We start from the raw sequence: 23,574 nt of genomic DNA on the forward strand, positions 1-23,574 counted from the left end.
GCGAAGGCGAATGGAGAGGGACGACCAGATGGGAATGCAAGCGCAGACCGACCGGGAGTTCTGGCGCGATGTGCTCGTCGCCGGTGGATCCACCGAAATCCCGCGGTGGACGCTCAATCCGGTGAAGGGCGTCGGCGAACACGAGACGCCGGTCCCGGACGACGTCGTCGCGGCGTTGGGCCGGCTGGCCGAGGACCTGACGGTACCGCTCGACTCGGTGCTGCTGGCAGCACACGCCAAGGTGCTCGCCGCGCTGTCCGGCGAGCACGAGGTCGCAACCGGGTACGTCGCTGCGGAGGGCGGCCGACCGCTGCTCTGCCGGCTGACGACCGAGCCCGACTCGTGGCGGACGCTGCTGCTGGATGCTCACCGAGTCGCGTCGGACCTGCTGTCGCACAAGGACTACCCGGTCGATGAGCTCAGGTGCGAACTGGGCCTGGCAGAGCCGTCGATCGAGGCCGTGTTCGATCCACACGGCGTGGGCGGCGAAGTCGCCGACAGCACCGTGCTGTGGGTGGGATTCTCGCAACGCGGCGGCCACCTCGTGCTGCGGCTGCGCCATCGGACCGACGTGCTCGACGAGGACTGCGTTGTCAGGATCGCCGGTTATCACCTCACCGCACTCGCACTGATCGCCGCCGATCCGGACGCCGAGCACGGTCGGCAGAACCTGCTCTCCGCCGAGGAACTCCGTTTCCAGCTCGAATCACTCGCCGGTCCACGCCGAGAACTGCCGGACCACCGGTTCCACGAACTGTTCGAGCAGCGGGTGGCGGCACACCCGGACGCCGTCGCCGCGGTGCATGGGGAGCAGCAACTCACATATCGAGAACTCAACGCGCGCGCCAACCGGGTGGGACGAGCCCTGCTGGCGCGGGGGCTGCGCCCCGAGGGTGTCGTCGCGGTGGTGACCGAGCGCAACCTGGACTGGATGGCCGCCGTCCTCGCGGTCTTCAAGGCCGGCGGCGTGTATCTGCCCATCGAGCCGCATTTCCCGGCCGACCGTCTCGCGACCATGATCTCCCGTGCCGCATGCGGCCTCGTGCTGACCGAACCCGGCAGCACCTCCACGCTCGACCAGGCCCTCGCCTCGCTGTCCGGGGTCCAGAAGCTCTTCGTCGGCGCGGCCTACGAGGAAGGCCACGCCGACGGTGATCTGGGCCTCCACATCGCACCGGGCCGGCTCGCCTACATCTACTTCACCTCCGGCTCCACAGGGGAGCCCAAGGGTGCGATGTGCGAGCACGCGGGCATGCTGAACCACCTCTACGCGAAGATCGACGACCTGGAGATCGGCGAGGGACAGGTGGTCGCCCAGACCGCGCCCCAATGCTTCGACATCTCGCTGTGGCAGCTGGTGTCCGGGCTCCTGGTCGGGGGGCGGACCCTGCTGGTGGAGCAGGAGGTGATCCTGAACGTCCAGCGGTTCGTCGACGAGATCGTCGACGGCCGGGTCGCCGTCCTCCAGGTCGTACCCTCCTACCTGGACGTGGTCGTGTCCTGGCTGAAGCAGCACCCACGCGAGCTGCCGGACCTGCGGTGCGTGTCGGTCACGGGCGAGGCGCTGAAGAAGGAACTCGTGCAGCGCTGGTTCGCCGCCCAGCCCGGGATCAGGCTGGTCAACGCCTACGGACTGACCGAGACCTCGGACGACACCAACCACGAGGTCATGGACCACGTGCCCGACGGAGACCGGGTCCTGCTGGGTCCCGCGGTCAACAACGTGTACGTCTACGTCGTCGACGAGCACCTGATCCCGGTGCCGCTCGGAGCCCCCGGCCTGATCGTCTTCTCCGGCGTCTGCGTCGGCCGCGGATACGTCAACGACCCCGAGCGCACCCGGCAGGCATACCTGGCAGATCCGCACCGTGAGGGCGCCCGCCTCTACCGGGGCGGCGACTACGGCCGCTGGACGCCCGGGGGAAAGCTGGAGTTCCTCGGCCGCCGCGACACCCAGGTGAAGATCCGTGGCTTCCGGATCGAGATCGGCGAGATCGAGAACACCCTGTTGCGGGTGCCCGGTGTTCGCGACGGTGCCGTCGTGGTCGCCGAGCGGGCCGACCGGAGCAAGCACCTGGTGGCGTTCTACTCCGGTCGGCAGCCGGTCGAGGCCGACGTCCTGCTGGACCGGCTCGGTGAGTCGCTGCCCGCGTACATGGTCCCGTCGGCCTTTCACTGGCGGGAGGCTCTGCCGCTGACGGCCAACAGCAAGATCGACAGAAGGACCCTGCAGGCACTCGCCGGGGCACTCGACGTCGTCCGGGACGACTACCGCGCGCCGGATACGCCGACCGAACAGCAGTTGGCAGCCGCATGGGCGAGGGTCCTCGGCATCCCGCAGGACCAGGTCGGACGGCGGGACCACTTCTTCGACCGGGGCGGCACGTCGCTGTCGGCAGTAAAGCTGGCCATCGTCCTGGACCGTGCGGTGTCCCTCAAGGATGTCACCGGTCACCCGGTCCTCGCCGATCTGGCCGGGCTGATCGACGGCAGGTCCGCGCGGCGTGCCGGGCTGCTTCAGCCACTGTCGGAACCGGACGGTGCGCAGACCGCAGCCCTGGTGTGCTTCCCCTACGCCGGCGGCAACGCGGTGAACTTCCGGCCGATGGCCGGAGCGCTGCCGGACGGTGGACCGGCGGTCTACGCCGTCGAGTTGCCCGGTCACGACGTGGCCGCCGAGAGCGAGTCGCTCGTGCCGATGACGCAGGTGGTCGAGCAGGTCGTCGACGAGATCACCGGGCGTGGCCTGACCAGGGTCCTGCTGTGGGGCCACTCCTCGGGAACCGCGCCGGCCGTGGAGACGGCCAGAAAACTGCGGGAGCGCGGGGTGGACGTCCAACGGGTGTTCCTCGGCGCGCAACTGCTCGGTGACGCCCACGACCGGCGCACCGCCGTCACCGAGCTGACCGGACGGAGCAACGCCGAGATCGCCGCGAGCCTGAGCACGCGCGGCGGCCACACCTCGCTCGGTGAGCTGGGTGCGCAGCAGGCCGAGCACGTCGGCGCCGCCTACCGGCACGACTGCGTGTCCGCACACAAATACTTCGCCGACGTCCTGGAGCACCCGCCGACGCAGAAGCTCTCCGCTCCGGTCACCGTGGTCGTTGCCGCGGACGACCCGAGCACGGCGGAGTACCCGCGCCGGTACCTCGACTGGCAGCTTCTGGCCGAGCAGGTCGACCTGCACGAGCTCGCCGACGGCGGCCACTACTTCCTGCGTACCCGTCCGGTCGAGGCAGCAAAGGCCGTGCTGCACGCCGCCGGACTGTCCGCTTCTTCCTGAGTATCGGCTGAAGGGAAAACGAGATGTCGTTCACATCCGCGGCGTTGCTGGTCGACGTGGAACTGAATTCCGGCGCACCCCCACGGGTGCGGGCCGAAACCACCGGTGACGCGCCGGTCTGGGCGGCCGAGCACCGAAAAGCGCTGCGCGCAGTCGTCGCCGAGCATGGTTCGGTCCTGGTCCGTGGCCTCGGGCTGCGCGATGCGGCCGGGACCGGTGCCGTCTTCTCAGAGCTGGCCACCGGTCCGATGACCGAGCAGGAGGCCTTCGCACCCCGGCATGCCTACTCCTACGGGCTGTACTCCTCATCGAAGTGGCCGCCGAACCAGCCCATGTGTATGCACCACGAACTGAGCTACACGCTTGAGTTCCCCGGCCTGATGATGTTCGCCTGTCTCAGCGCGCCCACCGACGGCGGGGCGACCGCGGTGGCCGACTCACCGACCGTGCTGGATGCACTGCCCACCGAGTTGACCGAGCGGTTCGAGCGCGAGGGCTGGCTGCTCACCCGCAGCTACAACGACGAGATCGGCGCGTCCATCACCGAGGCCTTCGGCACTGACGACCGGGGCGCCGTCGAGCGCTACTGCCGCGCCAACGCAATCGCGTTCGAGTGGCAGCCCGACGGTGGACTGCGCACCAGGCAGCGCCGTAGCGCCGTGGTGCGCCACCCGGTCACCGGCCGACGCTGCTGGTTCAACCAGATCGCGTTCCTCAACGAGTGGACGATGGCCCCCGAGGTGCACGAGTACTTGGTGGACGTCTACGGCGCCGACGGGTTGCCGTTCAACACCCGATTCGGCAACGGCGACCCGATCGGCGAGGACGTCGTCCAGTTGCTCAACAGCGTCTACGAGGCGAACACCGCACGCGAACCGTGGCAGGCCGGCGACCTGATGCTCGTCGACAACGTCCGCACCGCGCACAGCAGGGAGCCCTTCGAGGGACCGCGCGAGGTGCTCGTCGCCATGGCCGAACCGGTGCGTCTGGCCGACTGCTCACCGACCGTGGAGGTGACCACGCGATGACCACTGTCGATTCCACCGCGGGAGAGTCCGCAGGCGTCGCCCCGATCACCGTGCCACCGTTCGCGGTGATCTCCGGTGACCAGGTCCGGCGCACGCTGCACGGACGCGAGAAGCGGATCACGGAGTTGATCGAGACCACCTACCGGGTGCACGGCGCCGGTGATTCGGTGAACCCGCCGTCGTACTTCCTGCGATTCCCCGACCGCCCGTCCTCCCGCATCATCGCGCTGCCCGCCTCGATCGGTGGGGACACACGGGTGGACGGCCTGAAGTGGATCTCCAGCTTCCCGAAGAACGTGACGGCCGGCATCCCAAGGGCATCGGCCGTGCTGATCCTCAACGACCATGACACCGGCTACCCGTTCGCCTGTATGGAGAGTTCGATCATCAGTGCCACCCGGACGGCAGCGTCGGCGGCGTCGGCGGCCGACTGGCTCAGCCGAGACCGGCCGCGACCGACGCGCGTCGGGTTCTTCGGGGTGGGCCTGATCGCCCGCTACATCCACACCTTCCTGGTCGGTACCGGCTGGTCGTTCGACGAGATCGGCGTGCACGACCTGTCCGCCGACAGCGCGGCAGGCTTCCGCTGCTACCTGGAGCAGTCGGACGCCTCCGGCCGAATCACCGTGCACGACAGCGCCGAGCAGTTGATCCGAAACAGCGAACTGGTGGTCTTCGCCACGGTTGCCGGTCAGCCGCACGTCAGTGACCTGTCATGGTTCGCACACAACCCGCTGGTACTGCATGTGTCGCTGCGCGACCTCGCGCCGGAGATCCTGCTCGCCTCGACCAACATCGTCGATGACGTCGAGCACTGCCTCAAGGCCGACACGTCGCCGCATCTGGCCGAGCAACTCACGGGCAACCGGGACTTCCTGCACGGCACATTGGACGACGTGATGGCCGGGCGGGCGACGGTGCCGACGGACCGGCCGGTGGTGTTCTCGCCCTTCGGCCTCGGAGTGCTCGACCTCGCGGTGGGCAAGTACGTGTACTCCGAAGTGGCCCGGCGCGGAGAGTTGCACGTCATCGACAACTTCTTCCACGAAATGAGCCGGTACGGATGAGCAGGCCAAGAGTTCGGGAGGCCCCTTCAAGGCTGCTCCCAGGAGAGACCACCGGTCACGTCGCAGCAGGTCCTGACACATGAGACAGCGGCCGCTGACGCGGGCCCCCGTCCCGCCCCGTTGGACACGAGGGCTCGCCCGCACAAACGAGGAACGCACCCACGGCCGGAGGGAAGTTCCGATAGCGCTCTGCTCCAGACAGAGGAGACCATCGTGCCCGTCATTTCCGCTCCCTACGCCTTCAACGAAGAGGATCTCTATGTCGACCTCCGGGCGATCTTCGGGCACTCGCTCTTCCTGAAGTGTGAGGGCTTCAACTTCGCCGGCTCGATCAAGTTGAAGGCCGCGACCGAGATGGTGGAGGACGCTGAGCGGGATGGAATCCTGACGCCGGAATCGATCCTGGTCGAGTCCTCGTCCGGAAACCTCGGCGTGGCGCTGAGCGTGATCGCGGCGAGCAAGGGCTACCGGTTCCTGTGTGTGACGGACTCGCGCGTCAATCTGTCCAACAAAATGATGATGGAGGTGTTGGGCAGCCAGGTGCACGTGATCTCCGAACAGGAGGCCAACGGCGGTTTTCTCGGCGCACGGCTCGACTACGTCCGCGCGCTGTGTGCCTCCGACGACCGGTATGTGTGGCTCAGCCAGTACACCAATCCGAGCAACTGGAAGGCGCACTACCGCACGACCGCGCCGGAGATCGCCCGTCAGTTCCCACGGCTGGACGTGCTGTTCGTCGGAGCCGGCACCACAGGAACCCTGATGGGCTGTGCGCGCTACTTCCGGAAATGGCACCGGCGGGTGCGGATCATCGCGGTGGACAGCGTCGGTTCGGTGTCCTTCGGCGGTTCGCCGGGCCGCCGGATGATTCCCGGTCTGGGCACGAGCATGCGCCCGCCGCTGCTCGACGAGTCCTATGTCGACGAGGTGATTCGTGTCGAGGAGGCGAACACCATACGTGCCTGCCATCGTCTGGCCAGGCGCGGATTCCTGTTCGGCGGCTCCACCGGCACGGTGATCAGCGGCGCAACGGACTGGATGGCCCGGCATGACGCGCGCGAACTCACCGCAGTGGCCATCGGTCCGGACCTCGGCGAGCGTTACCTCGACACCATCTACCAGACCGACTGGCTACAGGATCTCTACGGTGCGGACGTGCTCGGCTCCGACAAGGAGGCCGCCGATTCCTGGGCAGCCGCCCCCTCGTCGACGACACCGTAGGGCCGTCGGGCGGCGCGGTGCCGGCCCTGTTCCGGGGCCGTGCGCCGTCCACGCCGGGCACCTTCCCGCGTTCGTCCGCCCACGGTCACATACTCCGGCTCCACGCTGTCCACCGCGGGTTCCTCGGCGACTCTCCGCAGCGGTGAACGGGGCTGTCCAGGCGCACATCCCTCGTGACTGTGACCAACACCGGATCAGGACGGCTCCGACGCCGTGATCACACCGGCCACAGCGAGGTCATCTCCACTGTGACCGGCAGTTACGGGACAGCCCTGAGGGGCGATACCGCTGCTTCAGGGGCTCTTCTGGCGTCCTCCCCTCGTACGGACGCCTCTCCGGCGACCGGCGACCGGCGAGCCGGATGGCCGGAAAGTCCGCCCGGCTCCGCCGCCGAAGCCCACTGACTGCGGCTCACCCGCCACTGCCCGGCCGCCACCCCGCCCGTCGCGTATGAGGGGCGGGTGCGGTCGAGCCGGTGGGGCGTGCGCAGACCGAGCCGCCGACAGCGGACACACAACGTAATGCATGAGTTGTCAGGTTCCAGACATGCCGGTTTCAGACAGTGAACGACAGTTCTTGATCCGGTAGTTGGGCTTACAGACTGGGCGTCGCCCTTGGATGCCCTACCGGGCACCCTCGAAAGGAGATCCCGTGAAGAAGACCCTGTCCGCGGCAGCGAGCCTGACGCTCGCCGCGACCTGTGGCCTCGGCATGGCACTTCCCGCGCACGCCTCCGACGCGACCGGCGTCACGACTGCGGCGAGCCGGTCGCTGCAGTCCCCCATCGACACCTCCTCCATGGACCCGCAGCACCAGGCCGTCGTCGACCGGATCCAGGCCGAGCTGCCCGCCGACTGGGAGGCACGCCTCGACGCGGCCAGAGCCAAGTACGGCCTGAAGGGCGAGGAGTGGCAGCAGATCCGCGACAGCGCGATCAATCCCGGCGACTACCAGTGCCGGACGACCGAACTGTCGAAGTACGCCAACTCCCTCCTCGATGGCGCCCAGGACCCGTGGACCATCTTCATCCTCTCGCTCTACGGCGGCTTCGACCTGCCCACCTACGACGCGCTGATCTACGGCAAGGAGTCGTCGTCGAACACGTTCGGCGTCAAGGGTGAGTACACCCAGCAGCTCAACTCCGAGATGAAGAACCTCAAGCGCTTCTGGGACATCGACTCGGCACGCATCGAGCTGATCCCCATGCACGGCGCGGACGTCTTCGCCAGCCCGGACCGGCTCGCCCGTACGCTCTCCGTGCTGTACGGCGGCACGCCCGAGGAGAACCTCGACCTGGCCGACATGTTCATCGAACTCGTCGACTCGGAGCCGGTCCTCCAGGGCGGCGCCAACCCGATCTTCACCTTCAACGCCTTCGCGTACAGCGAGAAGGACGAACCGGAGCCGCTCGGCGTCACGGACCGGATCATCATGGGTGACGGCATCCTGCAGGGCATGAACGCGGTGAACCTGGGCGACGTGGCACCGCGCGGCATCCTGGGCCACGAGTTCGGTCACCACGTCCAGTACCAGAAGAACCTCTTCGAGAGCGACCTGACCGGCCCGGAGGCCACCCGCCGCACCGAGCTCATGGCGGACGCGTTCGGCACGTACTACCTGACGCACTCCCGCGGCGAGTCGCTGAACGCCGCCCGCGTCCTCAAGTCCGAGAAGTCGTTCTACCAGGTCGGCGACTGCAGCTTCACCAGCTCCGGCCACCACGGCACGCCCGACCAGCGGTTCAACTCGGCGACCTGGGGGGCGAGTGTGGCCGACGAGGCGCCGAACCAGGGCCACATCCTGCCCGCCCTCGCGTTCGACAAGCTCTTCGAGGCCAAGCTGCCCGACCTGGTCAAGCCGGACAGCAAGTAGGGGTCACCACCACGCCGTGGGGCGGTGAACGCCTGAGCAGCTGAGAACCCGCGTGGGGCGGGCCGGATCACGCACCGGCCCGCCCCGCGCGCCCATGCCAGGAGCCCGGCCGCGGCCCGGGGTCACAGCCAGCCGCGACGGCTGGCCTGGACGCCGAGCTGGAACCGGGTCTTGGCGCCGAGCATCTCCTGGAGGCGGGCGATGCGCCGGGCGACGGTGCGCTCGCTCACCCCGAGCTCACGGGCGATCGACTCGTCGGTCAGCCCGGTGCTGAGGTAGCTCAGGAGTTGCCGACCCTCGGGGGTCGCCTCGCTCTTGACGGCCTCACCGGCCGGTGGGAGCGGAACGGCGATCTGCCAGTACGACTCGAAGACGCCGATCAGTCCGTCCAGCAGCCCCGACGGCTGCACGACGACACTGTGGTGTCCCGTACGGTTCGGGGCGGCGACGGACACCACGGCGAAACGGTCGTCGCAGACCAGCACGTTCAGCGCGACATCGGGGAAGACCCGGGCCTGTTCTCCCCGGGCGACGCACCGGTGCGCCACTTCCAGCGCCTTGGGGTCCTGCAGGATGTTGGCGCTGTACACCACCCGGTAGGCGATCCCACGGTCCAGCGCGTCCAGCGTGCCGGGGCCGACCTCCGGCATCCGGTCGCCCCCGCCCACCGGTCCTATCGACAGCGCGCGCACCTGGGACACGGCCCCGTTGTGCACCCGCGACTGGATCTCCCCGCGCCGCTCGGAGGTGTCGACGACCTCGACATAACCGGCTCCGACGGTGTGGTCGAGCCAGTACCGCGACAGGGCCGTGGCGCTCTCGTAGGCGATCCGGGCCTGGTGCGCGCGCTGCTCGGCGACCGCCTCCAGCACCGCGCGGGGCGGCTGGGCGGTCAGCCGGCCGTCGGTACGGGTCACCAGGCCGATGTCGCCGAGTTCGGCGACGGCTTCCTCGATGCCTTCGAGCGGCGCCCCGGCCGACGCCGGCCGACCGGAAAGCTCGGCCGGGGTCTGCGGACCCCGTTCCACGAGCGTGAGGTAGACGGCTTCCGCCGTCGCGGAGAGACCGAGAGCCTGCAATGGGCGCAGCGTGCGCATGTCCCCCCAACCCGGCGGCGCCGCACGACACCGCCCACCGACCCCATCACTGCGGAGGCTGCCATTCCGCCAAAGATCGTCAGCGTAACACCGGCGTGATCACGCGGCCCCGGAGCGGACGGCGTGACGAGCGGCGCCGGTGAAGCCGGTGGAAAATCCGCCGGAAGCCGCGACACGTGGCGACGGAGTCGCGCCGGCGGCGGTGCGACGCGGCGACAGGTCGGCTCTTGTCGGACCCGCAGATGGTTGGTCGACCACACTTCTGGAGTTCGCCGGGCGGTCGGCCTGCTCGTCGGCATCGGCTGCCGTCCACTCGGCGTCGCGGCGGCCGTGGGTGTGGTCCTGTACTTCCTGGGCGCCGTGATCGCCCACCTGCGGGTCAAGGACGTCAAGGGAACGCCCGGCGCCGACGTGCTCCTCGTCGTCCCGGCGGCCGAGCACCGGGGATCACGTATCGCCACCGCCGGCAGGCCGCGGCCCTCGTCCTCGACGGCCGGTTGCTGCTGGGCGTGCGCTGTCCGCCGCGGCCGGCCACCCGCTCGGACTTCCCCGGGGCGCGGGGGATAGCGTCAACGCCATGAAGATCGAACGCACTGCCCGCCGGGTTTCCGTCACGGCGTTGACCGCTCTTGCGGGTATGCACGTTGCCTGGGGCCGGGGTTCGTCGTGGCCGATGTCCGACCGGGAGTCCCTCGCGGACGCGGTGACCGGCCGACCGGACATGCCCGGCCCGGTCGCCTGCCATGTCGTGGCAGGCGCGTTGGGGACCGCGGCCCTATTGGTCGCCGGACAGCCCCGGCGGTACCCGGCGCTGTCCCGGCTGGGCGCGGCCGGCGTCGCAGGAGTGCTCAGCGTGCGCGGTGTGGCAGGGCTCGTCGGGCGGACCGATCTGTTGTCCCCCGGATCGGTCTCGTCCCGTTTCCGGCGCCTCGACCGACTCGCCTATTCGCCGTTGTGCCTCGCGCTCGCGACATCGACCGCGGTCGCCGCCGCCCGGCGCAACAGTTGAGCAAAGACGGCCCCGTGCCGTCACCGGTGGCTTGGGAGCGGCTTGGTGGAGGAGTCCGCAGACGGGCTGCCGTATTTGGTGGTGCGGGACGCCGGAAGGACCGGGACCCGGGCCCTTCGGCTGCCGCCCGAGCCCACCGGGCGGCCCGGTGGGCTCAGCCGGTAGGTCACGACCAGGATGCGGCCACCAGCGAGCGTTCCGCAGCCGCCAGGTGCACGGCGGAGGCGAGCCAGGCCCTCGCGTAGGCGTCGGCCGAGGGGTCGGTCAGGCGGCCGAAGGGGTCGCGGGGGCGGCGGCCCGCTTCCGTTGTCAGGGCCTGTGCGAGGTGGGCGGCTCCGCCGAGTCCCGCCCGGGTCAGGCGGGCGGAGAGCGAGGCCGCGTCCGTCCCGCGGCCCGCCTCGGCCACGGCACGGCGACCGCCCGCGACGCCCGTCTCCAGCAGGCGCCGGACACGCCACAGCGGTGCCTCCGCGAGCGGGTCGGGGCCCACGGTGACCGGCCCGCAGACCGCGGTTCCCGCCGTCTCGCGGGGGAAGTGCTCGCCCTGGAGCCGGTCGTAGCCCAGGTCGGCACGGCCCTTCCACCCGTCCGGCAGCCGCAGCGTGGCGGACGCCCCCGGAACCGGCCCGACCGCCAGTGACCGGAGCGTCGCCGTCCGGTCCAGGTCGGGACGGCCGAGCACCCGCAGGGCGAGCCCCGGGTGCTCGGCGATCCGGCGCAGGTTGGCGGTGTGCGGCAGCTCCGGGTGGGGGTGCGCGGGGCGGAGCCGCAGCAGTGGTCCCCCACCGGCAACGCGGACGACGACGGAGTCGCCGACCGCACCGATCACCTCGACGTCGCAGCCCAGCAGGCTCGGCGCCGAACTGCCCGGCCCACCCGTCTCGGGCACGTCGTCGGCGAGTACGGCGGCCATCGCCTCCCGCACCGGTCGGGTGAAGAGGGCGGCGACGGGTTCCTCGGACCAGTCCACCCCGCGCAGCGGCGTCGCGCCGACACCCCGCCCTGCCCCGAGCCGCCCGTCGGCGGAGACGGTCGCGCCGACGATCCGCAGACCCCCGCGCGCGAGCCCGGCGTGGTCGAGGACGGCACCGCCGAGCGCCACGGCTGCGGACCCCGCGCCCTTCGCGCGGGCGAGGCCACCGGGGCGCACGTCGGACACCGTGTAACCGGCGCCGTCCGAACCGACCAGGTGCGTGGTCACTCCGCCGTACCCCGTCGCGGACAGCACCGGCTCCCGGCACAGGCCGTACACCCGCAGGCTGCCGCCCTGTTCGTAGACCCGGCGCGTGGAGCCCGCCGCGTCCGTGTCGGCCGAACCGGAGGCGAGCAGGGCGGCGCCGGCCAGCAGCTCACGGAAGGCTCCGGTGAGGTCGGCGAGACGTTGTCCCTCGCTCCGCTCCCGCGCGGCCCTCAGGCTCCGTACGACCCTCAGCGCGGCCGCTTCGGCCCGCGGCAGCCCGGCCAGCCGCGCGGTGTGGGCGGCGCGGAGCAACTCGGCCTGCACCACCACGCCGCCCGCCGTGACTCCGGCGGACAAGGCTTCGGCGGCAGCGTCCCACAGCGCCGTTGCGGCGCGGACCTGCGCCGTGGTGAGGGCGGCCGGCGCGACCGTCGTGGCCGCGACGTCGGCGACGGGGACGGCGGGTGCGGCTTCCTCCGGCCTCGCCCCCGTGTCGGGGGCTGTACCTGAGCCTGCGGTCCTGCCCGTACCCGAGTCGTCGCCCCCGCCCGCTCCGACCTCCCCGTCGGCGATGGGTGCCGCGCCCAGAACCGCGGCCCGGTGCAGGCAGCGCGGGGCCAACAGGCAGGTGCAGACTGCCTGTTCCGCGTTCGTGACCGTGCCGGACGGGCCCGGGCGCAGCGTGACCGTGGCGTCCTCCCCGAAGTGGACCTCGACCGCCCCGTCTGCCGTGGCGGCGGCCCGGTCGGCGCAGCCCGGGATCGCCGCGTCGAGTTTCTTGCGCAGCCGTGCGCTGAGCTGCTCCACGGCGTCGGCGAGGACGTCGGGGGCGACGGGAGGCAGGAGTTCGGTACTCAACGGGGTTCTCCACGGAGGCGGTCGCCCACCCAGCGGGCGAGTTCGAGTGGGCTGAGGGCGGCCACCGGCATACCGGCCGCGACGAGTTGGCGTGCCACGGACACCGAGTAGCGCGGCGTGCCGGTGTCGTCGAGCGCCGCGCAGCCCAGCAGGTGGGCGCCGGAGGACGCCAGGGCGCGCACCTCGCCCAGCAGCCCGCCGAGCGGTGCGCCCTCCTCGAAGTCGCTGACCACGACGACGAGCGTGCGGCTCGGCACGGTGATCAGCGAACGCGCGTGCGCGAGACCGGCCGCGATGTGCGTACCGCCCCCGACCCGGACCTCCAGCAGCAGCGACAGCGGATCCTCGACCCGGTCGGTCAGGTCGATCACCTGCGTGGAGAAGGCCAGGAAGTGCGTGGACAGGGTCGGAACCCCGCCGAGGACCGCGGCCGTCAGCGCCGACCAGATCACCGACGCCTCCATCGAGCCGGAGACATCGACGACGAGGACCAGGCGCCAGTCCGCCTCCTTGCTCGCCCGCGTGCTGAACAGCGGGCGCTCCGGTACGACGACGACCCGGCCGTCCTCCGTCCGTCGGGTGTGGGCGAGATTGGCCCGCAGGGTACGGGCGAGGTCGAGGCGCCCGCCGGGCCGTCGGGTCGGGCGCGGGGTGGCCAGACCGGTGAGCGCCGGGCGCAGGCGCGTGGCCAGCTCCCGGGACAGCTCGTCCACGAGCCGCTTCACCAGCGGACGCAGCCGGGCGAGTTGGGCCTCGGGCATGCCTCCGGCCAGGGACAGCACCGAACCGAGCAGTTCCACCGACGGGCGTACCGACGCCGGATCGAGCTGCGCGAGCACGTCGGTGCGCCCCGCGTCGGCGGCCTCCGCGAGGACCTCCTCGCGTACGTCGGTGCCGAAGAGGGCCTCCAGCTCCTGCGCCCACTCCCGCGCGGTGGGGAAGGACGGGTCCTGACCGCCGCCTTGACCTGGTGCGCCGCCGTCCAGGTCCTGGGCGCCTTCGCCGCGCCCGCGGCCGTAGAGCTCGTCCAGGGCGTGGGCGTAGCGGCGTGCGTCGCCGGTGAGCCGTTCCTTGTGGCGGCCGAGCAGCAGCCGCCAGCGGTCGGCACGGCCGAGCCGTCGGTCCGCGTCGTCCGCGGCGGCGCTGTCCGCGGCGGGTGGGGGTGCGGGGCGGGGATTCCCTGCCGCGTCCGGGTCCGCGCCCGGTCCCGGGTCCGTTCCTGCGTCGGCGTCCGCGCCCGGCAGGCCCAGGGCCTTCAGCGCCGCCGATCCGGCCGCGTCGGCCGCCGCCCACAGGGCGAGCAGTTCGGGCGGGGCGTCGAGTGACAGGTCGAGCCGGTCGCCGAGCCGCTCGGTCACGGTGGTGAGCAGCCTGTCGCGCGCGGCCGGGGCCAGCGTGTCGAAGCCGCCGCGCAGGGCCGGGAGCCGGTCGAGGAAGTCCTGGTCGGCCAGCGTGTCGACCCGGTCCATGAGCGCGGCGAGCGCGTCCGGCGAGGCTTGGAGCAGGGGACCGGCGGCGGTGAGCAGCCCGGCGAGACGCTTCGTCAGTGCCCGGCGCGTGTCCGGAGTCGTGGCCCCGTCGATCCAGCCGGCCGTACGCTCGCCCAGCCCGGCCGCGTCGTCCAGGTCGAGCAGCACGCGTACGGTCAGGGCCGCGCCCTGGATGAGCGGGGAGCCATCGGCCGCCAGCTCGGCGAGCGCCCGGTCCAGTCGCAGGCCCAGGTGACGGGCGGCCGTCCGGTCCGCCAGTGCCACCAGCGCCGCGGCGTCGGCGCCGCTGTCGCTCCCGGCGAGGCCGGGCAGGGACCGGACCGCGGCTTCGAGGAGTTCCTCCGTGAGCGCGTCCGCCGTCGTGCGGGCGTCCTGCGTCGTGCCGGGGTGGTGGCCGCGCCGCAGTCCTTCCAACAGGTCCAGGGCCTGGAGGAGTTCCGGCAGGTCGGCGCTGTCGGGCAGCACGGCGGATGCCTCGTGCAGGCGTGCGTCGACAAGTTCGGGCAGGCCGCAGCGCGCGGCGGCGGTCAGCCCGGTGAGGATCTGGGCCGGAGTGGGGCCGCCCTCGGCGGCCTCGTGGCGCGCGGTCGCGGTGAGCGTGCCGGCAGCGGCCTGGGCCGCTGTCACCCCGCGCGCGCCGGCGAGGTCGAGGCGGGCGGGCACGGACGGCGTCCACGCCAGACGCCACTTGGTGCCGAGCGCGGTGCCGTCGCCCGTGCTCGCCACGTCCAGGGGTTCGCCGTACGAGGCGCCGATCACCAGCAGCCGTTGGAGCAGCACTTCGCGGCGGCCGTCCAGCGGCGAACGGAGCGGGTCGAGGCGCAGGTCGCGGCGGTCGGGGTCGTCCGGTCGGGGCAGCCGCAGTTCCGCGAGCTCGGCCTCGACCGAGGGGCCGAGACCGGACCTGGGCGCGTGCGGGCTGATCCGGCCGCGTGCGGTGCCGACGAACACGGCCTCCAGCGCGCGGGCCAGGGCCCGGCCCCGGCCGAGGGGTTCGCCCTGGCCGAGGACAGTGGTGACGGCCTCCAGGAGTTCGCCGCGCCCTGGCGCGGGCAGTCCGCGCAGGGCCGCCAGGTCGCAGGCCAGGCGCAGCGCCTCGGCGGCCTCGCCGGTCCCCGCGGTGTGGCCGCCGCGGCGCATCTCGCGGCACAGGGCGGTCACCGCGTCGGCCGCCGCCTCCCGGATTCGTTCCGTGTCGCCGGCGGCGGTGAGCACCGCCTGCTGCCACAACGGGTCGCGGATTCCGGCCGGGTAGCCGGACCGGGAGTCGAGCAGGTCGAAGGAGTACGGCACGAGGGAGGTCACCGCCGGGCCCTCGGTCTCCGCGGTGCGGTCCTCCCCGGCCCTGCCGGCCGCCCAGCCCCCTGTCGCGTCCGTACCGGACCCCCGCGCGCGGGGCCCCGCACCGCGCGGCCCGGCCTCGGACGGGACGGCCGCCCGCCCGGTGGCGCCGCGGACGCCCGTCGTCCCGGCCCCGGCCCCGGCCCCCGCTCCGGCGTCCGCCTCCGTGGACGCGAGAAGCGCGGGTGCGTGGAAGGCACCGATCACGGCTGCCACCCGGCGCCCGTCCGCCGAGGCAGAGGCGATCACCTGCCGCATCCGTTCCTCCCGCGCCAGGTCGGCGGCGGGTACGGCGGCGTCGGCGCGAAGGGCCCAGCCCACGCCCAGTGCGGCTCGGCGCACCGCGTCCGGGGCGCACCCCGGAGCCAGCACCTCCACCGCGCGGTCCCACAGGTCGTCACCGTCCCTGCCGGTCCCGGCGGCGGCGAGCGCCTCGGCGTACGAGCGCCGCACCCGCGCCGTCCCGTCGCCGGTCGCGGGGTCGGGACCGGCGTCGAGCGCACCCGTGGCCGCCGAAGGAGCATCGGCCTCCGGACGTACGGCCTCGCTCCCGTCCGGCTCGCGCACCGGTCCGGGCGCCCCCGCCGACCAGCGCGGGTCGCCGAGGGGAAGGTCGCAGCACACGACCTCCGCCCCGCGGCTTCTGGCCCAGCGGATCGCGGCGAGCTCCGGTGAGAAGTCCGCGAACGGGTAGAACGAAAGCCGTCCCCCCTCGCCCGCCCCGGCCAGAGCGACCGGGGCGACGGTTTCGGGGTCCGCCAGGTGTTCGAGCCAGGGCTGGAAGTCGGTCGGCAGCTCGACGCAGACCACCTCGGCCCGTGCCTCGTCCAGCAGAGCGGGTACCACCGCGGCCAGCGCCGGACTGTGGTGGCGCACTCCCAGCAGGTACGGCGCACGTGATGCGACAAGTGCGTCCACGGCCGTGCGTGGATCGACGGTCGTCAACGCAGACTCCCGCGCAGGTCCCAGAGCCGGCGCCACATCGCCGAGCCGTTCTCCGCGCGACGGCGCACCGGGCCGTCCCAGTAGCCCAGCAGCCGTGCGTGGTCGGCGGGGTCGTCCTTGCGGACCACGCCGAGCAGATGTCCCGGCAGCAGGTCGAGCACGTCCCCGCCGGGCAGGTAGGCGGCAGCGACCCCGAGCGACGCCGCCACCTGGACGGCCTCGGCGGTGGACATGACCGTGCCCGGCCGCTCCACGTCCCAGCCCTCGGTGGAGCGGCCGGAGCGCAGGTCCCGGAAGACGGTGACGAGGGCATCGAGGACGGCTTCGTCGACGGCGAAGGCCGCGCCCGCCCGCTGCACGGCGGCGACAGCCTGGCGGCGGATCAGGACCGCCTCGGCGTCGGCGTCGGCGATCGGGTCGACGGTCTCGAAGTTGAAACGGCGCTTCAGCGCGGCCGACATTTCGGAGACGCCCCGGTCGCGCAGGTTGGCGGTGGCGATGACGGTGAAGCCGGGGGCGGCGCGGACAACCGCGTCCTCGGTGGAGGTCAGCTCGGGTACGGTGATCCGCCGGTCCGACAGGATGGAGACGAGGGCATCCTGAACCTCGGGCAGACAGCGGGTGATCTCCTCGACCCGCACCACCCGTCCGGCCCGCATGGCGGCGAGGACCGGGGAGTCCACCAGGGCCTGCGGGGTGGGGCCCTGGGCGAGCAGCAGGGCGTAGTTCCAGCCGTAGCGGAACGCGTCCTCGGTGGTGCCCGCCGTGCCCTGCACCGTCAGTGCGCTGGTCCCGCTGACAGCGGCCGCGAGCAGCTCCGACAGCATCGACTTGGCCGTACCGGGCTCACCGGTGAGCAGCAGCCCGCGCTCTCCGGCGAGGGTGACCACACAGCGTTCGACCAGCGCGCGTTCGCCGACGAACTTCGGGGCGATCACCAGCTTCGACGGCAGACCGGCGCGACGCCGGGGCAGGGCCAGCTCCACGCCGTCGCTGCCGCAGACGAACGTGACCACCGCGCGTGGGGTGAGCGCCCAGCCGGGCGGCCGCGGCCCGGGGTCCTGGGCGGCGAGGAAGGCGAGTTCGGCGGCGTGGCGCTCCTCGGCCGGCTGGCCCTGCCGGACGGGTGCGGGTTCGGTGACGGTCATGCGGGTTTCCTTCGTCATGGTTCGACAGGTGTTGCGTACGGGGCGGGGGAACCGGCGCGGCGCGGCGCACCCGGGGCGGGTGCGCCGCGCCGTGCCGGCGACGGGCGGCCGGTCGGCGGCGCATCAGGTGCCGTTCGGCAGCGCCACGGTGAGGGCGCCTCAGCGGCGGCGTCTCGTTCGCCGCACCTTCAGCTCCTCGAAGCGCGGGACATCGCCGTCGAGGATCCGCTGCCAGGCCCGGGCGAACAGCTCCGCGGCCGGTTCGACCGGCACCAGGGCGCCCAGCACCGGCCGACTTCCCGAGGCCACCCCGTACATCGGCAGCTTCCACTGCTCGACGGGCAGGACGGGCGCCGACTGCTCCGCCCAGGCGCCCGGCAGGACCAGCGAGCGTCCCGCCCGGGCCCGTACGACCGACACCACCAGGTCGGTCTCGGCCAGTTCGGCCCGCGCAGCCTTGAGGCGGGCCGGCTTCCACCCCGTCCATCGCGCGGTGTTGCGGTCCGTCGGGTCGGGCATGGCCAGCAGCATCAGGTACAGCGTCGCCGCGTCGGCGGTCAGACCGCGCGCCTCGGCGACCTCGGCCACCCGCTCGGGTACCGAACGAGACGGATCCTGCGGCCACCACAGGCCCTCGTCGTCCGTCGCGCCGGCCGCGGGCGCGCCCGGGTCGGCCAGCAGCCGCGCGAACGCCGGGTCGTGCGCCCGCTGCAGGGCCGCCTCGACCCCGGTCTGCTGCTGATCGGCGCCGCGCAGTGCCACCAGGTACGGGTCGAAGCCGGTGGAGTCCAGCAGGGCGGGCCGGATGGCCGGCTGGGGCTGGCCGTCCTGCGTGGCCATGAGCACCGCGCCGTACCGCTCGTGGTCCGGTGCCGTCTCCGTCGGTGCGCCGGCCACCTTCCGGAAGTCCGCGAGGCTCGTGTAGTGCCCGGCGGAGAGCAGCAGTTCGGGTGCCGCGAGACGCTGCCGCACGGCGGTCAGCGCACTCGGCAGCGCCGCCCGCACCGGGTCGCCGGCGGGCAGCCGGTGGGCCAGCCAGGCCGTCAGGCTCATCGAGCCGACCAGCACCGCCGAGGTGAACGGCTCATCGGCGGGGGACGCAGTCGCCGGGCGATCGCCCTCGATGCGCCACGGCACGTCGACGCCGAGCTCCGGCGACGACGCCGGTTCCAGCAGCGCCGGGAGTGCCCGGTGCACGGGCCAGCCGCCGCGCGCGACGCGCGCAGCCTCCGCCGCCAGCCAGTCGGGCACCTGTCGGCGCCGTCCCACCTTCTCGTTCCACACGGCGGCCGCCGACGCCACGTCAGGGCCCTCGCTCCACAGCCGTGCCGGGTCGTCGGGCAGGAGCGCCGCGAGCACCGCCCGGCGTACCCCGACCGGGAGCGCGCGCAGTTCGTCGCGGGCCTGTCCCGCCTCGGCCACCTTCAGCCCGAGCGTCTTGCGCAGCTCGGTCGGCAGGAAGTTGTTCTCCCAGCTGTCCACGCCGGGCATGCCCGCGAGAATGATCCGGGCCAGCGCCCGGGACACACCGGTGAGGCGGCTGAACTCGTCGGCGGCCTCCGGCAGGAAGGGCACTGCCTCGCGGGACCGCGCCTCCCCGAGGAAGCCGGTCAGCCAGTCGGCGCCGCGCACCCGGTCGCCCACCGGCGCGTCACCGCTCACGGTGTAGGGGCCGGGCACCTCGAAACGGCCGCTCGGGTCGTGGAGCAGCGCGCCGAACTCCCACCCGTCGTCGACGCCGGAGTTGTGCTCGGTGAAGCCGAGCGCAGCACCGCCGCCCAGGGGCAGCACACTGCGGTGCGCAACGTTGCGCCGCTGGCCGTCCGGCGTGTGCAGGTGGGGTGTCGCCAGGCGGACCAGGACCCGGCGCCAGTGACCGGCCGAGGCCGCCGTCGAGGCCAGCCCCAGCGCGTCCACCCGGTCGAGGATTTCGAGCAGGGCCGCCCGGTGTTCCGGGTCGCTGCCGGGCGCGACGACCCGGTAGGCGATCGCGGCCGGCTCGTCCAGGAGCGAGGCGAACGGCAGTGCCGAGTGGGGCAGCGACGGCAGATCGAAGTGCAGTCGGCCCGGCAGCGCCGTGGCGGCGGTGTCCGCGCGCACGGACGCCAGAGTCTCCAGGTAGCGGTGGGTCACGTCGGTGTCCGCGCCGTAGCCGTAGTAGCCGGTGTCGACGATGCCGTCCAGCGCCTTGACGAGCACGCGGTCGCTCGGTCCCTGGACCCGGGCCTCCGTGGGCTCGGCGCCGGGGTCGAGCCGTGCGGCCACGGCGTCCAGCACCTTCTGCTGCCGCACCGCGAAGCGCAGCACCTTCACCACGCCGGCGATCAGCTCGGGGGCCGAGACCTGCGGCAGCGCGGCGCTCACCAGCTCGGGCAGGTCCGCCACCCGCTCCGCGAGCACGGCCGCCTTCAGCAGGACTCCGGCCGACTCCGTGTCGGCGCGCCGCAGCGCCGCCGACCCCTGCGGATCACGCGCGCGCAGCATGTACAGGTACGGCAGCGGCGGCAGGGCCTGGGCCGCGGTCTCGTACAGCTCGTTGCGGTGGTCGCACCGGACCGTCGTCGTGACCATGCCCTCCGGGTCGCTGAGCGACAGCTCGCGCCACTGCTGGGTCAGTGCCCGCGGCCGGTCGTCGCCTGGGAACGTCAGCGCGGCAACCGGCTTGTCGGCGCCCTTCGGAAGGGTGACGAACCGTCCCGTGGTGTCCTCGCCGTGGTGGCCGCCGTCGGGCAGCCGCACGACACGCCAGCCGAGGAGCCCGTCCTCGGACGCCCCCTGGGCCGAACCCGCCACCGCCGGGGCGGGCAGCAGTCGGCACGAGCCGGCCGCCAACTCGGCCCCGGGGGCGTGCCGCAGCAGCGCGTCGGCGAGGAAACCGGGCTGCGAGCGTCGGCCGTACGCGCCGCCCACGGGGTCGTACTCGAGCCAGCCGCCCTTGTCCTCCCCGTCCCTGTCCTGCCACACCCAGTACGACGTGCCGTCGGACAGCAGCGCGCGCTCCGCGGGCAGCTTCGTGTCACCGCTGTGAAGTACCCCGCCGCCGGTGGTGCGGCCGCCGCCGGGCAGCTGCAGGCTGAGGTGGTCCGAACGCATGACCCAGGAGCCGGCGTCGGCGAGAGCGAACACCGTGTCGGGCGCGGTGTGCCAGTAGCCCTGCGGCTCGCCGCGACCGTACGTGCTCCAGAACACCAGCAGTGCACCGTCCACGTAGTGGAAGCCCGTCTGCCACACGGACGTGGTGGGCACCCGCAGATCGTGCACGAGAACGGTGGAGTCGGCGTCGATGACGCGCGCCTGCGTGGCGTTGGCCACGATCAGATACGGCCAGGACTCGACGACCGTCAGGCCCTCGGTGGTGTGGCGCTCCGGCGCCAGCTCCATCAGCGCCTCCTCCCACGCCGGCCAGCGCAGCTCCTCCCACAGACCGCCCCGAAGCGTGCGCGCCACGGCCTCGCCGAGATCGGCGCCTGCCGCGGCCGCGACCTCCTGCGGCGCGAGCGCGAGGGCCTCGGGGGGCAGCCACGAAAGCCGCTCGATCGCCTCCGGCAGTCCGGGCAGCCCGGCCGCCACCGACGAGGCGGCCACCTCGCGCATCCACTCGGTGAGCATCGGCCGGCCGCCGGGCGAGGCGGCCAGCCGCCGCATCACGTCCGCACCGGAGGACGCGTTGTTGTAGCCGTACGCCCCACGTCCGAAGGCGGGCCGGAAGCGCGGGTCGGCCGCCAGCGCGACCAGGTCCCGCGGCTCCTCGCCGCGTGCCCAGTCCGACAGGTTCAGGGCGCTGCCGCGCTGGTGGTGGGCGGACTTCTCCTCGGGATCGGCGACCGCGATCTCCAGCGAGAGCAGGAGGTCCAGCAGGTTCACGTCCTCGACGCCGATCCGCAGGAACCGCTCGTCCTCGGGCCGTGCCGTCAGATCTGCGCGCAGCCGGCCGGCCGCCCGCCCGACCAGCTCCAGCAGGGCGGGCGGCGTCGGGCGCGGCCCCCAGCCGTGATGCCGGGCGTGGTGGAAGCGCTCCAGCCAGCCCGCAGCGCCGTCGGAGCACTGCTCCTCCTGCGGCAGGCCGGCGTCCGCGAGACCGGCGGCGGCCCCCGACTCCGCCAGGATCCCCAGCCACAGCTCGGTCATCTCCCCGTTGTCCCCGGGCGGGGTCATCGACAGCAGCGTGCCCCGCACGGACGGAACGCGCCGGGCCAGCGCGATCAGCGCGCCGCGGTGCGACTTCCACCAACCGGCGGCGGCCCGCAAGGTGGCCGGCAGCGGAAGGAGCTCGGCGAGATAGTCCTGCTCCGCCTCGTTGCCGGACAGGGCCGCGGCGCGGGCGAGCCGCTTCAGCTCCACCGCGGCCTGGGCGGACGGCGCGAGACCGCCGGCGGTCCGGCGCACGCACAGTCGCCGGAACCGCTCGTACGCCTCGACGGGCGCGAGCCGGGCCGACAGATCCTTGCCGTAACCGGTCAGGACCTTCACCGGCAGCGCGCCGGCCAGGGCGAACTCCAGGAACACGGCGTCCAGCCGCTCCTCGTCGACCGTCAGCCCGTACTGCGCCTCGCTCGTGCGGGCACGGCCGAACAGCTGGCCGGCGTACGTGCTGTTCTCGACGCCGAGGAAGACCCGCGCGGCCTGCTCGTAGAAGACGGGCAGGAAGTGCGGGACCGCCGCGGCGAGCCGCCCGGCCAGCTCGTGGCAGGCGTCCAGGGCGGCCTTGGGCTTGGTCCTGGCCTGCCGGGCCAGCCGGTCCAGCTCCGGCACGACCGCCAGGGCGTGGTGCCCGTCCTCGGGGTGGTGCACCAGCACCCACTCGGGAAAGCCGAGCTCCTGGCGCCGACCGAGACCGACCACGGCCGGCTCGCCCTGCGGTTCGAGTCCGAGGAAGCCGGCGGCGAGGTCCTCGGCGGGGCCCAGTTCGGCCGCGGCCAGCCGCACGACGACCCGGTCCTCGCCGAGCACCGCGTGGCGATAGGCCCGCGCGGTCAGTTCGACCGCCGAAGGGCCCGCACCCCGCGCGTCGGCCGGGAGGACCGCGCCTGCCGCGAGCAGTTCCTTGTTGTCGTTCCCAACCGTCCCGGTCACGCGTCCCCACCCTCTTCGATCGTGCGGCCGGCGTACAGCGCAGCGGCCATGCGTATCCCCTCGGACCAGGCCACCGGCCCGACCTCCGTCAGCCGCACCGCGCGGCCGTCCTCGTCGTGCCAGCTCAGCCCGCCGGTCTCCGACTCCCCGTCCCAGTACGGCTCGCCGATCCACACCGACGCCTCCGTGCTGCGGCCCCCCTCACGCACCTTGCAGGTGGCGTAGCCACCGGACACCCGGTAGCCGAGGCCCGTGGCGCGCGCCGCGAGACCGAACCGCGAGGCGAACTTCCCGCCCGCGTAGTCCCGTACCTCCGTCGCCGTCTCCGGACGCCCGGCATCCGGCCCGTCCGGCCTGGCCCAGGTCGCCCGGTGGATCTGCTCCACCTTCTGGGTGATGCCGAGGTCGGCCGCGAAGTCCCGTACGTCGTCGAGGTCCGGCAGGAGCACGGGGTGGGGAAGCGTCACCGTGCGCGGCGACAGCCGCACGGTCTCGCCGTCGAGGTCGACCACCTTGAGCTCCCCGTCGCCGGTGACGTCCCGCAGGAAGCCGACCTCGTCCGGATCGTCGCCCACGACGGCCATGTCACGCAGCGCCGCCTGCCACGCCTCGTCCGGCCACACCCGCGCGATCAGCTCGGTCGGAACCGGAAGCGACGACACCATCCAGGCATCCACCTGCGCCACGCACGAGGCCGCGTGCCGGTCCAGCCACTCGGCCAGCTGCCTCAGCCGGTCGGCCTCGGGACTGTCGCGCAATGCCTTCGGCAGCGCCTTCAACTGCCGCCCTCCGACACGCCGTGCGACCACACGCCCGTCCTCAAGGGTGATCTCGTACCCCTCACCCGCTGCCAGCCACGCCATCAGCCGTGCCCCTCTGCCTGTCCATCAGATCTCGGCGCAGCCCGAACCAAGGAGCACAAAGCCCCTGAACTGCGATATGAGGGGAGACTAACGAGGACC

At 72.8% G+C, this 23,574-nt stretch carries 13 protein-coding genes; 7 read left to right on the plus strand and 6 right to left on the minus strand.

Features of this window, described 5'->3' with window-relative positions:
* The first annotated feature begins 28 nt into the window (after positions 1-28).
* The 5 genes from ACFC79_RS19015 to ACFC79_RS19035 all read left to right on the plus strand — a co-directional run bounded on the left by ACFC79_RS19015 (position 29) and on the right by ACFC79_RS19035 (position 8,471).
* Positions 29-3,283, plus strand: a complete 3,255-nt coding sequence (locus ACFC79_RS19015; protein ID WP_376241511.1) for an amino acid adenylation domain-containing protein — start codon at positions 29-31, stop codon at positions 3,281-3,283.
* 23 nt (positions 3,284-3,306) lie between these two features.
* Positions 3,307-4,311, plus strand: coding sequence for a TauD/TfdA family dioxygenase (locus tag ACFC79_RS19020; RefSeq protein ID WP_376241513.1), 1,005 nt, complete (start codon positions 3,307-3,309; stop codon positions 4,309-4,311).
* Positions 4,308-5,378, plus strand: a complete 1,071-nt coding sequence (gene sbnB, locus ACFC79_RS19025) for a 2,3-diaminopropionate biosynthesis protein SbnB (protein WP_376241515.1) — start codon at positions 4,308-4,310, stop codon at positions 5,376-5,378. The genes ACFC79_RS19020 and sbnB overlap by 4 nt, the downstream gene beginning before the upstream one ends.
* 213 nt (positions 5,379-5,591) lie before the next feature.
* Complete coding sequence (gene sbnA / locus ACFC79_RS19030) at positions 5,592-6,599, plus strand: 2,3-diaminopropionate biosynthesis protein SbnA (protein WP_376241517.1); 1,008 nt, start codon at positions 5,592-5,594, stop codon at positions 6,597-6,599.
* A 651-nt stretch (positions 6,600-7,250) separates the two neighbouring features.
* A complete protein-coding gene (locus ACFC79_RS19035; protein ID WP_376241519.1) occupies positions 7,251-8,471 on the plus strand; it encodes a hypothetical protein in 1,221 nt (406 codons plus the stop codon).
* A gap of 122 nt (positions 8,472-8,593) precedes the next feature.
* On the opposite strand, the gene ACFC79_RS19040 is transcribed toward ACFC79_RS19035, so the two are convergent.
* On the minus strand, positions 8,594-9,568 hold the full coding sequence (locus tag ACFC79_RS19040) for a LuxR C-terminal-related transcriptional regulator (RefSeq protein WP_376241521.1): 975 nt from the start codon (positions 9,566-9,568) through the stop codon (positions 8,594-8,596).
* A 123-nt stretch (positions 9,569-9,691) separates the two neighbouring features.
* Between ACFC79_RS19040 and ACFC79_RS19045 the strand changes: the two genes are divergently transcribed.
* Together ACFC79_RS19045 and ACFC79_RS19050 are read left to right on the plus strand one after the other, a co-directional pair.
* On the plus strand, positions 9,692-10,135 hold the full coding sequence (locus tag ACFC79_RS19045; RefSeq protein ID WP_376241523.1) for a DoxX family protein: 444 nt from the start codon (positions 9,692-9,694) through the stop codon (positions 10,133-10,135).
* A gap of 10 nt (positions 10,136-10,145) precedes the next feature.
* A complete protein-coding gene (locus tag ACFC79_RS19050) occupies positions 10,146-10,577 on the plus strand; it encodes a DUF3995 domain-containing protein (protein WP_376241525.1) in 432 nt (143 codons plus the stop codon).
* Between the two features lie 166 nt (positions 10,578-10,743).
* Here ACFC79_RS19050 and ACFC79_RS19055 read toward each other — a convergent pair whose 3' ends face one another.
* From ACFC79_RS19055 to ACFC79_RS19075, 5 genes are all read right to left on the minus strand, one after another.
* Positions 10,744-12,615 (minus strand): hypothetical protein, encoded by a 1,872-nt coding sequence (locus ACFC79_RS19055; protein ID WP_376241527.1) that lies wholly within the window; start codon positions 12,613-12,615, stop codon positions 10,744-10,746.
* Positions 12,612-16,391 (minus strand): DUF5682 family protein, encoded by a 3,780-nt coding sequence (locus ACFC79_RS19060; RefSeq protein WP_376241529.1) that lies wholly within the window; start codon positions 16,389-16,391, stop codon positions 12,612-12,614. The genes ACFC79_RS19055 and ACFC79_RS19060 overlap by 4 nt, the downstream gene beginning before the upstream one ends.
* Positions 16,388-17,539 carry an AAA family ATPase gene (locus ACFC79_RS19065; RefSeq protein WP_376241531.1) on the minus strand — a complete coding sequence of 384 codons (1,152 nt, stop codon included), beginning with the start codon at positions 17,537-17,539 and terminating at the stop codon, positions 16,388-16,390. The genes ACFC79_RS19060 and ACFC79_RS19065 overlap by 4 nt, the downstream gene beginning before the upstream one ends.
* A gap of 159 nt (positions 17,540-17,698) precedes the next feature.
* A complete protein-coding gene (locus ACFC79_RS19070) occupies positions 17,699-22,612 on the minus strand; it encodes a DNA-binding protein (RefSeq protein WP_376241533.1) in 4,914 nt (1,637 codons plus the stop codon).
* A complete protein-coding gene (locus ACFC79_RS19075) occupies positions 22,609-23,475 on the minus strand; it encodes a DUF4132 domain-containing protein (RefSeq protein WP_376241535.1) in 867 nt (288 codons plus the stop codon). Before ACFC79_RS19075 ends, ACFC79_RS19070 begins: the two co-directional genes overlap by 4 nt.
* Positions 23,476-23,574 lie beyond the last annotated feature (99 nt).

The sequence above is a fragment of the Streptomyces sp. NPDC056061 genome, from assembly GCF_042266885.1.
Classification (GTDB): Bacteria; Actinomycetota; Actinomycetes; order Streptomycetales; family Streptomycetaceae; genus Streptomyces.